Here is a 14083-nt window from a genome sequence, read left to right as displayed (position 1 = left end):
ACTGAGGGTGAGGCAGGGATGGCAGAGCGGTTGACGCCGGAGGTGATTCGCGCACATGTCGCGGAATTGCTGCACCGGAATCCGGACGAGGCCTTCGAGCAGGACAACCTCTTCGAGTGTGGGATGGACTCGGTCCGCTTGCTGACGCTTCTCGAGCGGTGGCGTGAAGCCGGGGTGTCGGTCAGTTTCGTGGAACTGGCCGAGAAGCCGACGCTGGAGCACTGGTCGACCCTCTTGGCATCGCGGCAGCCGGCGGCCCTGGATGCGTGAGCGCCAGGATGTGCGGCGGCTCGCGCTGACCACCGCACAGGAGGGCATCTGGACCGGCCAGGAGTTCGATCCGGACAGTCCCGCCTTCAACACCGCCGAGTACGTGGAGATCCGCGGCCCGGTGGACGTTCCGCTGTTCGAACGGGCCGTGCGCACGGCCGTCGGCGAGACCGACGCGCTGTCGCTGTGTTTCGGCACCGACGCCGACGGTAAGGCATGGCAGGAGACCGGCCGCTGTCCGGAATGGACGATGGCGGTGGTCGACGTGGCCGGGGAGACCGATCCCGTCGCCGCGGCGCTGGCGTGGATGCGTGCGGACCTCGCGGTGCCGGTGGACCTGCGCCGTGGCCCGGTGTTCGCGCAGACCCTGTTCCGGGCGGGACCGGAACTTTTCCTGTGGTACCAGCGAGTCCACCACATCGCACTCGACGGCTACGGCCTTGCGCTCGTCGCACGGCGGGTCGCGGAGGTCTACACCGCGCTCGCGGCGGGCACCGAGCCGGGACCGAGCGGCTTCGGCGAGCTGGCCGACGTGGTGGCCGAGGACCTGGCGTACCTGGACTCGCCGCGCTTCGCCGAGGACCGTGACTTCTGGGTGGGCAAGGCGGAGGGCAAACCCGTGCCGGTGGTGCTCGCGCCCCGGTCCGGCAAGCTGGCACACACCGTCGTGCGGGAGAGCGCCGATCTCGACGACGCGGACCTCGCGGCGCTGAAGCACACCGCGTCCGGCGCGGACGCCACGTGGAGCGAGGTGCTCACCGCCACGTTCGCCGCCTACCTGCACCGGATGACCGGCGCGACCGACCTGGTGTTCGCGGTGCCGGTGATGGCCCGCATCGGGTCGGTGTCGCTGCGGGTGCCGTGCATGGTGACCAACGTGGTCCCCCTGTGGCTGCGGGTGGCTCCCGGCGCGAGCCTCGTCGACCTCACGAGGCAGGTCACCGGGGAGCTGCGAGCCGGGCGGCCGCACCTGCGCTACCGGTACGAGCAGTTACGCCGAGACCTCAAACTCGTTGCCAGCGAACGGAAACTGTTCGGCCCGTCGGTCAACATCATGCCGTTCGACTACGACCTGCGTTTCTCCGGGCACCGCGGTGTGGTGCACAACGTCAGCGCGGGCCTGGTGGAGGACCTGGTGCTGCACGTGTACGACCGCGCGGACGGCAGCGGGCTGCGGATCGTCGTGGACGCCAACCCGAACTGCTACACCGCCGACGAGGTCGCCACCCACCTGCGCCGGTTCCTGACCTTCCTTCGTCGCGTCACCGCCGCGTCATCGGGCCCGGTCATCGACGTCGACCTGCTGCTGGACGGCGAGCTGCGCACCCTGCTGACCGAGTGGAACGACACCACGCGCTACGTGCCGCCGGTGACGGTGCCCGACCTGCTCGAGGAGCGGGCCGCGGCGACGCCGGACCGGACCGCGCTGGTCGCCGACGACGACACGTTCACCTTCGACGAGCTGAACCGGCGGGCGAACCGGCTTGCCAGGCTGCTCGTCGAGGAGGGCGCCGCGCCGGAGTGCTACGCGGGACTTCTGCTGCCCCGCACGGCGGACGCGATCGTCGCGTTGTTCGCGGTGCTCAAGGCGGGTGCGGGATACGTGCCGATCGACCCCGACCACCCGGCGCGGCGCATCGCGCTCACCGTCGCCGACAGCGCGCCAGAGGTACTGCTCACCACCGAAGCGCTCCGGGAGGCCGCCGAGGCCGCCGCCGATGGCGTGGTGCGCGTGGTCGTGCTCGACGATCCGGCCACCGCCACCCGGCTCGACGGGCTGTCGGACCGGAACGTCACCGACGGCGAACGGCACGCACCGCTCATTCCCGGCAACCCGGCCTGCCTGATCCACACGTCCGGCTCTACCGGGGTCCCCAAGGGTGTCGTGATCGAGCACAGTGGGCTCGTCAACCTGTTCCACCATCACCGCGACACGCTGATCCGGCCGAACAGCGAGGGCAGGACCATCCGGGCCGCGCTGTCCGCTTCGCTGTCGTTCGACACGTCGTGGGAAGGCCTGCTGTGGCTCCTCGACGGCCACGAGCTGCACTTCGTCGGCGAGGACGTGCGCCGCGAACCCGCCGCGATGCTCGACTACATCGACGAGTGGCGTATCGACTTCCTCGACATCACCCCGACCTACGCCGAGGAACTCGTCACGGCCGGGCTGCTGGCGGAGGGCAGGCACCGCCCCTCGGTGGTCGCGCTCGGCGGCGAGGCGGCGGGCCCTGCGCTGTGGACGGCACTGCGCGCGGTGCCCGACATCGCCACCTACAACCTGTACGGCCCAACCGAGTGCACGGTGGACACGCTGCACTGCCGGGTCGCCGACAGCCCCGATCCGGTCGTGGGCCGCCCGATCGCCAACACCAGGGCCTACGTGCTGGACGAGGCGCAGCACCTGGTGCCACCCGGCGTGGTCGGCGAGCTGTACTTCGCCGGCGCGCCGGTCGCCCGCGGCTACCACGAGCGGCCCGGCATCACGGCGGAACGGTTCGTCGAGGACCCCTTCGGCCTGCCGGGGGAGCGGATGTACCGCACCGGCGACCTCGCGCGGTGGCGGCCGGACGGCACGCTGGAGTTCCTCGGCCGGGCCGACGACCAGGTCAAGGTACGTGGTTTCCGCATCGAACCCGGCGAGGTCGAGCAAGTGCTGTCCGGCCACGATTCGGTCGCGCAGTGCGCGGTCGTCGTCCGCGACGGCAGGCTCGTCGCCTACGTCGTGCCCGGTGAGAGCGCGCCGGAACCGGCCACCCTGCGGCAGTACGCCGCGCAGCGGATGCCGGACTACCTGGTGCCGCCCGCGTACGTCGTGGTGGACCGGTTGCCGCGCAACACCAACGGCAAGCTCGACCGCGCCGCGCTGCCCGCGCCCGACCCGGCCGCGCTGACCACCGGGCGGCCACCCCGTGACCGGCGCGAGGCCGTGCTGTGCGGGATGTTCGCCGAGCTGCTCGGCATCGAGACGATCGGGATCGACGACGACTTCTTCTCCCTCGGCGGGCACTCGCTGCTGGTCGGCAGGCTCATCGGGCGGATCCGTGCCGAGTTCGGCGTGCGCCTCGGCATCCGCGCGGTGTTCGAGGCGCCCACGGTCGCCACGCTCGCCCCCCGGCTGACCGCGCACGTCGACGAAGGCGCGTTCGACACGTTGCTTCCTCTGCGCACCAACGGGAGCAGGCCGCCGCTGTTCTGCGTCAGCCCGGCCACCGGGCTCGCGTGGTCCTACGCCGGGCTGCTCGCCCGCCTGCCGGACCGGCCGCTGTACGGGTTGCAGCTCGTCGGTGCCGACCGGCACGCCGGTGTCGCGGAGGTGGCCGAGGAACTCGTGCGCCACATCAGGACCGTGCGGCCCAGCGGTCCGTACCACCTGCTCGGCGCGTCGTTCGGCGGGCTCGTCGCACACGAGGTCGCGGCACAGCTTGAGGAACAGGGCCACGAGGTCGCGCTGCTCGCGTTGCTCGACTCGTTCCCGTTCCCGGCCGCGATGCGGGACCGGCCGCCGCCGACCGAGGACGAGTTCGCCGCCATGGTGCCCGACGCCGACGGGATCGGCGCCTTCGACCGGCTGTACCGCGCATACACGCACAGCGCCCGGATCGGTGCCTCGTGGACGCCCCGCCGCGTCGCCTGCGACGTGCACCTGTTCGCGGCGACGCGGGACAAACCCCCGGAGTGGCCGGGCCCCGAGACCTGGGAGTCGCATGTGGACGGACGAATGGACGTGTACCACGTCGCCGCGACGCACCACGGGATGACCGAGGCGGACGCGCTCGAGGTGGTCGGCGCGGTGCTGGCCGGTGCGCACGGTGTGGAAAGGAAGGCGTCATGATCGGCCGCCGCGAATGGCTCGGCCTCGGTACCGTCCTGGCCGCCACCTTCATGACCCAGGTCGACGGGTTCATCGTGAACGTGGCGAGCCCGTCGATCCAGCTCGACCTCGACGCCGGGTTCGACCAGATCCAGTTCGTCGGCGCCGCCTACGTGGTCGCGTTCGGCGCGCTGCTGATCACCGGCGCGCGGCTCGGCGACCGCGCCGGGCACCGGACCGTGTTCCTGTTGGGCGTCGCCGGGTTCACGCTGACCTCGCTGCTGTGCGGGCTCGCGCCGAACGCGGAGCTGCTCATCGCGGCCAGGTTCGCCCAGGGCGCCGCGGCCGCGTTCATGGCGCCGCAGGTCCTGTCGATCATCCGGGCGACCGTGACCGACACCGAGCAGCGCGCGAAGGCCGTCAGCGTGTACGGCGTCGTGATCGGGCTCGGCGTGATCAGTGGCATCGCGGGCGGCGGCATCCTCGTCGACCTGGACATCGCCGGGCTCGGCTGGCGGCCGGTGCTGCTCGTGAACGTGCCGATCGGGCTCGCGATCCTCGCGCTGGGCAGGCTGCTGCCGTCCGGCGTCGCGAACCGGGAGAGCCGCCTCGACCTCGCGGGTGCCGCGCTGACCACGGTCGCGCTGCCCGCGCTGCTGGTGCCGCTGATCTTCGGGCCTGGCGGCCCGTCGTGGCTGTGGCTCGGGCTGCCGCTCGCGGTCGCGGTGTTCGCGGTGCTCGCGATCCAGCAGCGCGGACTGCTCGCCAGGGGCGGCGCCCCGCTGTTCCCGCCGAGGGTGTTCCGCGCACGGGGCATGCGGCTGAGCCTGCTGACCGTCGCCGCGTTGTTCGCCACGAACTCCGGGCTGTTCCTGGTGTTCACCTACTACCTGCAGACCGGGCTCGGGCTGGAACCGTTCGTCGCCGGGCTGATGTTCGTGCCGCTCGGTGTCGGGTTCTCGCTCGCGTCGGCGGCCAACCGGTGGTTGACCAGCCGGGTGCGCGCACCCATCCCGATCCTCGGCTGCGCCACCGTCGCCGCCGTGCTGCTCGCGGGCGCGGCGATCACGCAGGCGCCCCAGTCCGCGCAGCCCGCGCTGCTCGCGGTGATGATCGGACTCGCGGGCCTAGGACAGGGCATGGTCGTCACCCCGCTCGTCGCCGGGATCCTCAGCCGGGTCGAGCCCGCTGACGCTGGCGCCGCGTCCGGCATGGCAACGACCGTCACCCAGCTCGGCCTCGCGCTCGGCGTGGCCGTGGCGGGGGCCTGGTACCGGACCGTGCTCGGCGCCACCCCGGGCGACCCCGGCGTGCCGTTCGACGACAGCGCGGCGGCGTTCGCGGCCGCCGCGGTGCTGCTCGCGGTGCTCGCCACCGTAACCAGCCTCCTGAACGCGCGGCTGCACCGGCTGCCCGCGACCCCGGCAGAGACACCTCCAACGGAAGACCCATCCACGGCGGCGCCGGCACCGGTTGCCGCCCCGACCACCCAGAGGAGCTCACGATGAGCATCAAGCGGACTGTCCTGGTGGCAGTCGGCGCACTGTGTCTCGCCACGACGGCGGCGTGCGCCACGACCACCACCGCCGAGGAGTCCGGGGACCAGGCCACGGACAGCGCGTACCCGGTGACGATCACCAACTGCGGCAAGGAGTACACCTACGACAAGGCGCCGAGCCGGGTCGTGGTCATGAACGGCGGTTCGGTCGCCGAGGTGTCCGCGCTGCTGGAGCTGGGGCTCGGTGACAAGATCGTCGCCAACGCGCAGTCCTATGGCGACTCGGAGGTGCCCGGCCGCGTCGACGAGATCAAGAAGCTGCCGACCGGTGACATCGAGCTGAACGAGATGATGGACATCCCGCGTGAGGCGATGATCGGCCTCACGCCGGACTTCGTGATCTCCACCTACGACGGCGGGTTCCGCGCCGAGGCCGGGTTCGCCACCCGCGACGACCTCGCGAAGATCAACGCGAACACCTACGCGCCGGAGAGCGCGTGTGGTGACGTCGGCACCGTCAGCCACAAGCCGACCATCGAGGACAGCTACAACATGCTGCGCGACCTCGGCAAGATCTTCGGCGTCTCGGAGAAGGCGGAGGAGATCGTCGCCGACTCGAAGGACCGGATCGCGGCCGTGGAGAAGAAGGTCGAGGGCCAGCCCGAGCTGAAGGCGATGATGATCATCCCTGGCATGGCGATGGGTGACCCGTTCAGCTCCGTCGGCGACAACGGCATCTGGAACGACATCATGGCGAAGGCGGGCGTCACCAACGCGTTCGCGGGCGCGTCGGAGAACATGTTCGCCAACCCCAGCAAGGAGCAGGTCGCGAAGGCCGACATCGACGCGCTGATCGTGGTGAACTTCCAGTCGCCCGACTCCGACGCCGACGCCAAGGCGCTGTTCGGCCAGTTCCCGCAGTGGGACGCCGCGAAGAACAAGCGCTACGTCGTCCTGTCCGACTCGATCTACCTCGGTCCCAGCAACGCCATTGCCGTCGAGGAGATCGCGAAGGCGTTCCACCCGGAAGCGTTCTGATGACCGCCACCCCGATCACCAGGCGCACCGCCTCCCGATCGCTCGCCAAGGCGAGCCGGTCGGGGGCGCGGCCCGCGCCACTGCACGCGGTGCCGCTGCCGGTGTCGCTTGTCGTCCTCGGCGCGCTCCTGGTCGTCGTGATCCTGGCGGCCGCCGCGATCGGCTCGGTCACGTTCTCGCTCGGCGACAGCTGGCGGATCGTGAGCGCGCACATCTTCGGCGGTGAGGTCAACCCGGCCCACGACCAGATCATCTGGGAGTTCAGGATCCCGAGGGTGCTGCTCGCCGCCCTCGCGGGCGCGGGGCTCGCGGTGACCGGGGTGGTGCTGCAGGCGCTCGTGAACAACCCGCTCGCCGACCCCTTCATCCTCGGGGTGTCGGCGGGCGGGTCGGTCGGCGCCGTGACGGTCATGTCGCTCGGCGCTGGTGCGCTCGGCGGTCTCGGTGTGTCCGGGGCCGCGTTCCTCGGCGCCATGCTCGCCGTCGGCCTGGTGTTCATGCTCGGCCAGCAGGGCGGCAAGCTCAACCCGGTGCGGCTGGTGCTCGCCGGGGTCGTGGTGAGCTACGTGTTCACCTCGGCCACGAACTTCCTGCAGTTGCAGACCGAGCCGAACAACATGCGCCAGATCATGTTCTGGCTGCTGGGCAGCGTCTCCGGTGCGCACTGGGAGCATCTGCACGTGGCGGGGGTCGTGGTCATCGCATCGACGCTGCTGCTCACGCTGTACGGCCGCCAGCTCAACGCGCTGGTCACCGGCGACGAGTCGGCGACCGCGCTGGGCATCGACGTCAAACGGCTGCGGCTGCTCCTGATCCTGCTCAGCTCACTGATCGCGGGCGTGCTGATCGCCGTCGCGGGCGGCATCGGCTTCGTCGGCCTGATGGTGCCCCACCTGGTCCGGCTCACCTTCGGCGTCGACCACCGCAGGCTGCTGCCATTGGCCGCTCTGGTCGGGGCGATCTACCTGGTGGTCGTCGACCTGCTGTCGCGGACCGTCGACCCGCCGAACGAACTACCGCTGAACATCCTGACCGCACTCTTCGGCGCGCCGTTCTTCATCTGGCTCATGCGCCGGGATCGGAGCCTCGCACACACATGAAACTCCAGGTGCAGCAGGTGAGCGTGCACATCGGCGGCACGCCGATCCTGCACGACGTCGACCTCGAGGTGCTCCCAGGGGAGTTCGTCGGGCTGATCGGGCCGAACGGCAGCGGCAAGTCGACGCTGCTGCGGACGATCTACCGCTCGATGCGGCCGGCCACCGGGTCGGTCATGCTCGGCGACGGCGACACGATGACGGATGTGTGGAACATGTCGGCGCGGACGGCCGCCCGGTACACCGCGGCGGTGCTGCAGAACAGCCCGACCCCGCCAGGACTGACCGTGCGGGAGGTGGCCGAGCTGGGCCGCACCCCGCACCACGGCATGTTCGGCCGGACGGGTGGTGCCGACCGGGGGATCGTGGACTCCGCGCTCGCGCGGACCGGGATGACCGACCACGCGGAACGGATCTACGGGTCGCTGTCCGGTGGCGAACGCCAACGGGTGCTGCTCGCCCGCGCGCTCGCGCAGGAGCCGAAGCTGCTCGTGCTCGACGAGCCGACCAACCACCTGGACATCCGGGCCCGGTTCGAGCTGCTGGAGCTGGTGCACTCGGTCGGGGTCACCACGCTGGCCGTGCTGCACGATCTCGACCTCGCCGTCCGCAGCTGTGACCGGCTCGTCGTGCTGGATCACGGCCGGGTCGTGGCGTGCGGCCCGGTGCTCGACGCCTTGTCACCGTCGGTGCTGTCGGAGGTGTTCGGGGTGACCGCGGCGACGGAGCGTCACGATGACGGGGTCGTCCGGGTCACCTATGGCGCGCGGCCGCTCGCCAAGGCAAGTTAGAGGGCGCGCGAACAGGGCATGGCGGCGCCCGCCGCATCACGACGGGCATCCACCGACCCTATTCGCGCGCCCTCCTAGGGGTAATCGCGGGGGAATTCTGATCATCATCCGGACGAATGCGGGCCGGGTGACCTCCCGGCCCAATTCGCCGGATCATGCCGCCTTTGTGGGCGTGATCCGGCGAATTGCCGTGTGGGTACGGTTTTCCGGACCGTCCTCGTCGTCTGTGCCGCTCGCCCGGCGAACTCGCGCCGTCCCGCCCGCGGGCGGGACCGGGCCGCGTCGTGACGGCGGTATGCGGCCGAGCAGCACCACGAGCACGAGGCCCGCGGCGGACAGCAGGAACGACAGCATCCCCGTCGCGCCGGTCGCGAGGCCGGTCACGTACCCCCACGACAGCACGCCGACGAACGTGCCGAGCAGCGGTACCAGCCCGGCGGGCTGCGTGCGGCGGGCGGCGACCGCGCAGAACGCGACCGCCAGCGCGAAATGCCACGCCGCCGTCGGGTAGTCGCCGCCGCCGGTGAGGGAGACCAGGGCTGTCGTACCCTGTGCGGTGCCGACGACACCCAGTGCCACCCGCAGCCGGGTGGCCGTCACGGAGGCTCCGGTGGGCACCTGCGCCAGCACGGCGTCGGACACGTCCGGCCATGAGACCGCGGCCGAGGTCCTGGTGCGCCGGGTGATCAGCGCCGCGTTGTCATACCAGCGGGCGCAGTCGGTGCAGTGCTCGAGGTGGCGGTCGGTCGGCTGTCGCGTGTCGCCGGGCCCCTCCTCGTCGTCGAGGCGGGCCGACAGGGCTTCTCGGTATTCTTCGCAGTCCACGTACTAGTAGTCGGGCACATCCGGTGCCCGGTTCCAGCAGGTCTTCAATTATCGGCACGAGGTTCGCTGGAATCGCGCTCTCACCAGTTCTGCCACGGCATTTCGGTGCGTACCGTCCTATTCATGGCGGACTTAGCTGCGGACGAGACGATCACCGAATTGGCACTTGCCGCCGGGCGCGGTGACCGCGACGCGGCGAACGCTTTTATCCGGAGCACGCAGCGTGACGTCTGGCGGTTTCTCGTCTATCTGGCGGGCGCGTCGGAGGCCGAGGACCTCACGCAGGAGACGTTCGTGCGGGCGCTGGGGAGCGCACACCGGTTCACCGCACGCAGCCACGCGCGCACCTGGCTGCTCTCCATCGCGCGCCGGGTGGCCGCCGACCACTTCCGCGCCGCCGCGACCCGGCCGAAGATCGCCGCCGACGCGGACTGGCAGGCGGCCGCCGACGAGCGCGTCATGTCCGGCCTGCCGGGGATCGACGACACGGTATCGATCAACCTCGCGGTCAGGACGCTGGCGGGAGACCGGCGCGACGCCTTCGTGCTGACGCAGGTGCTCGGGATGGGGTACGCGGAGGCGGCCCAGGTCTGCGGGTGTCCGGTCGGGACCATCAGGTCCCGCGTCGCGCGGGCCCGCCGGGAGCTGGTCGAGGCGCTCGGACTCGGCCTGCGGAGCACCCCCGCGGCGAGGCGATAGGGCGTCCGGCGTAGTCCTTTGCATCTGTCAACGCGCCCGGCGACAGCAACCCGGAGGAACTGTCTCCGAACTCCTTGACAAGTGTCAAAACCCTGTGGGAACGTACGGCGCGCGTCTTCGGGCTTTATTTGAGCTGGTCAAATGTGGTAGCGATTCCAGGTTGACGCCGCAATCAATTTACCCAACGGTCGCCTATATCGTCTATTCTCTCCAGTGGCATGTCATTTCTACGCGTTTCTGTGGCAGAACGGTGAGGATCGGGTGTGGGCGGCATGACGATCGGTACCGGTGCCGGGACGGTGGGCGGTGGGCCGGATGACGGTTCGACGCACCGCACGCGACCCGGCATGCGCTGCTGTCGTCGATCTGCCGGTCGTATCCTTGGGGAACCTCGCCCGTCGTGTCGCAACGGCATGGCGAACAGGTCGCATGGCACAAGTGCGACGGGGATTCCTTCGGGTGCAAGGAGTTAGGCTCGTGTACGTTTCGCGTTCACCGCAGTATCACCCCATCGCGGACGAGGGCATACAAGCTGTTGTCCGCCCCTCGGACGCGCCCCGATTACGGTAGCGGGACAGGGGCCCACCATGGACTCCTCCACCACACCAGGACACCTGACGTCCGAAGGAGACAGAACCGTCTCGTTCCCCGCCCCGCGTCTCGCGGTCGGCGTGGTCACCGCGGTTTTCGTCAGCATCAGCCTGATCGGGTTCCTGCACGTGCTGTTCCTGCCCATCGGTGTGGGCGAGATCGTGCTGTCGTTCGGCTGTATCGTCGCGCTACTGGTGATGCAACTGTTGTGGTATGGCCGGTCGAACGCGCCGCTGCGGTCGCGGCTCGGCTACGGGATCCTCGCGGCACAGGCATGTCTGGTCTACCTCCCCATTCTGGTCTTCGGTCAGGCGTGGGTGGGTATGCCGGGGTTCCTGGCCGGGAGCGTGCTGTTGGTGCTGCGGCCGGTCGCGGCGTGGGCGGCGTTTTCGCTGATCGTCGCAAGTATGGGGTTTGCGCAGTTGATGTTCACTGGTACGCCGGTGGACATCTTGTACACGTCGATCTCGACGGTGACCACGGGGTTGGTGGTCTACGGGTTGTCGAGGTTGACGGCGTTGGTTGTCGAGGTGCAGTCGACGCGTGCGGAGATCGCGAGGATGGCGGTGTTGCGTGAGCGGCTGCGGTTCGCGCGTGACCTGCATGATCTGCTTGGTTACAGCCTTTCGGCGATAACCCTGAAGATCGAGTTGACGCATCGGTTGCTGGAGAAGTCGCCGCAGGAGGCGAGTGACCAGTTACTGGAGATCCTGGATATCTCCCGGCTGGCGTTGTCCGACGCGCGGACGGTGGCGACCGGCTACCGGGAGTTGTCGCTGGAGGACGAGTGCCGGTCGGCGGTGTCGGTGCTGGAGGCGGCTGACATCAGTGTGAAGCTGGACAGTGACCACACTGATCTGCCGGTTCGGGTGAGCACGGTGCTCGCGACGGTGTTGCGGGAAGGCGTGACGAACCTGTTACGGCACAGCAAGGCGAAGCACTGTGAGATAACGATTCTTCAGTCTCACGATCGGGCGATGTTGGAGATCGTCAACGACGATGTGCAGCCGAATCCGAAGGTGCCTGAGGATCGTGGTCGTAGCGGGCTTCACAACCTGTCGGTGCGGGCAGGGGAGATCGGCGGTTCGGTGACGGTGGAACACGAGCCGAACATGTTCCGGCTCAAGGTGGATGTCCCGCTGCGCATGGACCGCTGACGCGGGCCGGTTGTCTCGAAGGCGCTTTCAGGACACGGACTGTGTCCCGGAAGCGCCTTCTTGGCTTGCCACCCGGGGAACGCTCAGAGCCAGCCCGCTTCGCGGGCGATGCGGATCGCGTCGACGCGGTTGCGGGCGGCGAGCTTGCCGATGACCGTCGTCAGGTAGTTGCGGACGGTGCCGACCGACAGGAACAGGCGTGACGCGATGTCGACTGCCTGCAACCCTTCCGCGGTGAGGCGGAGCACCTCGGTCTCCCGTGCGGTCAGCGGGCATTCCGCGCTGTCCCACGCCGCCATCGCGAGCTGGCTGTCGACGACCCGTTGTCCCGCCGCCACACTGCGGATGGCGTCGGCCAGCTGGGCCGGTGGCGCGTCCTTGAGCAGGAAGCCCGCCACTTTCGCCGACAACGCGCGGCGCAGGTTCCCCGGCCTGCCGAGCCCGGTGAGGATCAGTGTCCGGATCTCCGGCAGGTGCTCGTGGACCTCGCCGACCGCGGTCAGTCCGTCCTTGCCGGGCAGGTCGATGTCGACCACGGCGACGTCCGGTCTGAACTTCTGTGCGGTGGCCAGGATGTCGGTGCCGTTGGAGACCTCGGCCACCACCTCGATGTCGGGCTCGAGGTTGAGCAGCGCGACGAGGGCTCCGCGGACCATGTGCATGTCCTCGGCCAGCATGACCTTGATCATTCGCGGATGTACCTCCGAGCTGCCCGATTCGCCATGTGTTCTACCACGCGGGCGGGTGGCTACGCAGTAATCATTATCCGCTTCCCAGCGGTCGGTCGGGGCCGTTCGGCGCAACCCGGAATGCACACCACGGACCGCATCTGACCAGGCGCGTTCCGTCATGACGGAACCTGGGTAAGCGGCAGCCCCACGACGAATTCGCCGACGCTGACCTCGGCGGGCCAGTCGAGCCCGAACGCGGCCGTCGCCATCTCGCTGTCGCCGGTCGCGACCGCACACGGTGCGAGCCCCAGCATCGTCGCGACCAGGTACATCGTCTGCTGCAGTACGCCGACGTGCTTGAGCGTCGTCGCGTAGGCGATGCCGTCGTACACCCACGACAGCCTGCCCATCCTGGCGGTCATCGTGATGAGCGTCGGCGGTCGCCCGCTCGTCCCCAGCTGCACCATCGCGCTGTCGAGCAACTCGTCCGCGTGCGCGGCGTTCTCGTTGACGAGCGTGAGCGCGTGGCCTTCCGGGTCGTAGTGGTAGATCCCGCGCGGCAGGCCGTCGCAGCGGTCCACGGTGAGGTACAGGTCCAGCTCGTACAGCGACCCGGCACTCGGGTACGGGCGCTCCGAGACGCGGTAGCGCACCCCGCCCGCGCCGACCGCCTCGGTCTGCGAGCGGACCCGCGCGGTCCGGAACAGCAATTCGCCGAGCTGATGCACGGAGGGGCCGTCGTCGGCGAACTCGCGCACCGAGTGCCGCTGTTCGACGGCCTCGGTCAGCGACAGCTCGCCCGGCGCGGGCACGGACAGATCCGGTTGGTGCAGCGGGAACCGGGTGCCTGCGGGCACCGGCCGCACGACGGGCAGTGGCGGCAGGTCGGACACGTTGCGAAACGCCGCCCCCGCGGCGTCGTCGTGCCTGCCGAGCCTGCTGCGGGAGTGGAACAGGAGATCGTGCGGGGACCAGGTGCGCAGATCGGGGTCGGTGTCCTCGGCGAAGACGGGTCTAGCGCGGCCGGTCTCGCCGGTCACGACCATCCCGGTGGCCACGAGGTAGGCGAGCATCTCGGTCATCAGGCCCCTGGTCACGTTGATGCCCTGCGCGATGGCACTCGCGGTGGTCGGCCGTCCGAGCGCGCCGACCACCCACGTGGTCAGCGGCCGGTGCAGGACGACCCGGTGGTGCGACAGCGGCGACTCGACCACCAGCTCCCCGCCGGTCTCCCGGACGATCGCGAACCGGGACAGCCGGACCGGCTGTTTGTCGTCGATGCCGGGCAGTTCGAGGACATCGCCTGGCGAGAGGGGCACCGCCGACAGCAGCGGTGTCGCCGTCTCCTTCAGGCCGAGCGACCGCACGACGCAGCCCGGCAACCGTGCGAGCACGGTGAGCAGGTCGTCGCGGTCAAGGCCGTCGACGTTCGTGAGCTCGACCGGTCCCAGCGTCATCCGGTACAGGCTGTCCACGATCGCCGGCGCGGGCGAGTCCACCAGGACATCTCCCCATCGGGTCAGCACGATCAGGCTGCCGCCCGCAGCAGGCTCGATGACCACGTCGTCCCTGAAGGACCACAGGGGAAGGCTCACGTCGGGTGGAGTGCCGGTTTCGGATGGCACTTGTCGCTCC

11 protein-coding genes are annotated in these 14083 nt (G+C 69.8%); 8 read left to right on the top strand and 3 right to left on the bottom strand.

Annotated elements, in window-relative coordinates:
* Positions 1-18 precede the first annotated feature (18 nt).
* The 6 genes from WBA97_RS17965 to WBA97_RS17940 are packed head-to-tail and all read left to right on the top strand — an operon-like array spanning position 19 to position 8505.
* Positions 19-270: a phosphopantetheine-binding protein gene (locus tag WBA97_RS17965; protein ID WP_424231989.1), complete on the top strand. Its 252-nt coding sequence runs from the start codon at positions 19-21 to the stop codon at positions 268-270.
* Positions 263-4102 (top strand): amino acid adenylation domain-containing protein, encoded by a 3840-nt coding sequence (locus tag WBA97_RS17960; protein WP_424231988.1) that lies wholly within the window; start codon positions 263-265, stop codon positions 4100-4102. The genes WBA97_RS17965 and WBA97_RS17960 overlap by 8 nt, the downstream gene beginning before the upstream one ends.
* Positions 4099-5589, top strand: a complete 1491-nt coding sequence (locus tag WBA97_RS17955) for an MFS transporter (protein ID WP_424231987.1) — start codon at positions 4099-4101, stop codon at positions 5587-5589. The genes WBA97_RS17960 and WBA97_RS17955 overlap by 4 nt, the downstream gene beginning before the upstream one ends.
* Positions 5586-6617 carry an ABC transporter substrate-binding protein gene (locus WBA97_RS17950; RefSeq protein WP_424231986.1) on the top strand — a complete coding sequence of 344 codons (1032 nt, stop codon included), beginning with the start codon at positions 5586-5588 and terminating at the stop codon, positions 6615-6617. Before WBA97_RS17955 ends, WBA97_RS17950 begins: the two co-directional genes overlap by 4 nt.
* Positions 6617-7717: a FecCD family ABC transporter permease gene (locus WBA97_RS17945; protein WP_424231985.1), complete on the top strand. Its 1101-nt coding sequence runs from the start codon at positions 6617-6619 to the stop codon at positions 7715-7717. The genes WBA97_RS17950 and WBA97_RS17945 overlap by 1 nt, the downstream gene beginning before the upstream one ends.
* Complete coding sequence (locus WBA97_RS17940) at positions 7714-8505, top strand: ABC transporter ATP-binding protein (RefSeq protein ID WP_424231984.1); 792 nt, start codon at positions 7714-7716, stop codon at positions 8503-8505. Before WBA97_RS17945 ends, WBA97_RS17940 begins: the two co-directional genes overlap by 4 nt.
* Before the next feature lie 153 nt (positions 8506-8658).
* On the opposite strand, the gene WBA97_RS17935 is transcribed toward WBA97_RS17940, so the two are convergent.
* Positions 8659-9330 carry a hypothetical protein gene (locus WBA97_RS17935; RefSeq protein WP_424231983.1) on the bottom strand — a complete coding sequence of 224 codons (672 nt, stop codon included), beginning with the start codon at positions 9328-9330 and terminating at the stop codon, positions 8659-8661.
* A 123-nt stretch (positions 9331-9453) separates the two neighbouring features.
* On the opposite strand from WBA97_RS17935, the gene WBA97_RS17930 reads away from it, so the two are divergent.
* Together WBA97_RS17930 and WBA97_RS17925 are read left to right on the top strand one after the other, a co-directional pair.
* Positions 9454-10029 carry a sigma-70 family RNA polymerase sigma factor gene (locus WBA97_RS17930; RefSeq protein ID WP_424231982.1) on the top strand — a complete coding sequence of 192 codons (576 nt, stop codon included), beginning with the start codon at positions 9454-9456 and terminating at the stop codon, positions 10027-10029.
* Between the two features lie 587 nt (positions 10030-10616).
* A complete protein-coding gene (locus tag WBA97_RS17925; protein WP_424231981.1) occupies positions 10617-11777 on the top strand; it encodes a sensor histidine kinase in 1161 nt (386 codons plus the stop codon).
* Between the two features lie 83 nt (positions 11778-11860).
* Here WBA97_RS17925 and WBA97_RS17920 read toward each other — a convergent pair whose 3' ends face one another.
* The gene (locus WBA97_RS17920; protein WP_424231980.1) at positions 11861-12466 is read right to left on the bottom strand and encodes a response regulator transcription factor; all 606 of its coding nucleotides are present in this window, start codon (positions 12464-12466) and stop codon (positions 11861-11863) included.
* A gap of 158 nt (positions 12467-12624) precedes the next feature.
* Positions 12625-14073 carry a SagB/ThcOx family dehydrogenase gene (locus WBA97_RS17915; RefSeq protein ID WP_424231979.1) on the bottom strand — a complete coding sequence of 483 codons (1449 nt, stop codon included), beginning with the start codon at positions 14071-14073 and terminating at the stop codon, positions 12625-12627.
* Between the last annotated feature and the right edge of the window lie 10 nt (positions 14074-14083).

Origin of the sequence: Actinophytocola sp. (assembly GCF_049647105.1) — a bacterium.
Taxonomy (GTDB): Bacteria; Actinomycetota; Actinomycetes; order Mycobacteriales; family Pseudonocardiaceae; genus Actinophytocola.
The sequence above is the reverse complement of the archived record's forward strand: the minus strand, read 5'-3'. Positions and strand labels throughout refer to the sequence as shown.

What these genes read in the sequence shown, in the direction of transcription:
- WBA97_RS17930 (WP_424231982.1), top strand. Translation starts at nt 9,454, where the DNA reads ATGGCGGACTTAGCTGCGGACGAGACGATCACCGAATTGGCACTTGCC.
- WBA97_RS17965 (WP_424231989.1), top strand. Translation starts at nt 19, where the DNA reads ATGGCAGAGCGGTTGACGCCGGAGGTGATTCGCGCACATGTCGCGGAA.
- WBA97_RS17950 (WP_424231986.1), top strand. Translation starts at nt 5,586, where the DNA reads ATGAGCATCAAGCGGACTGTCCTGGTGGCAGTCGGCGCACTGTGTCTC.
- WBA97_RS17955 (WP_424231987.1), top strand. Translation starts at nt 4,099, where the DNA reads ATGATCGGCCGCCGCGAATGGCTCGGCCTCGGTACCGTCCTGGCCGCC.
- WBA97_RS17920 (WP_424231980.1), bottom strand. Translation starts at nt 12,466, where the DNA reads ATGATCAAGGTCATGCTGGCCGAGGACATGCACATGGTCCGCGGAGCC.
- WBA97_RS17940 (WP_424231984.1), top strand. Translation starts at nt 7,714, where the DNA reads ATGAAACTCCAGGTGCAGCAGGTGAGCGTGCACATCGGCGGCACGCCG.
- WBA97_RS17960 (WP_424231988.1), top strand. Translation starts at nt 263, where the DNA reads ATGCGTGAGCGCCAGGATGTGCGGCGGCTCGCGCTGACCACCGCACAG.
- WBA97_RS17945 (WP_424231985.1), top strand. Translation starts at nt 6,617, where the DNA reads ATGACCGCCACCCCGATCACCAGGCGCACCGCCTCCCGATCGCTCGCC.
- WBA97_RS17925 (WP_424231981.1), top strand. Translation starts at nt 10,617, where the DNA reads ATGGACTCCTCCACCACACCAGGACACCTGACGTCCGAAGGAGACAGA.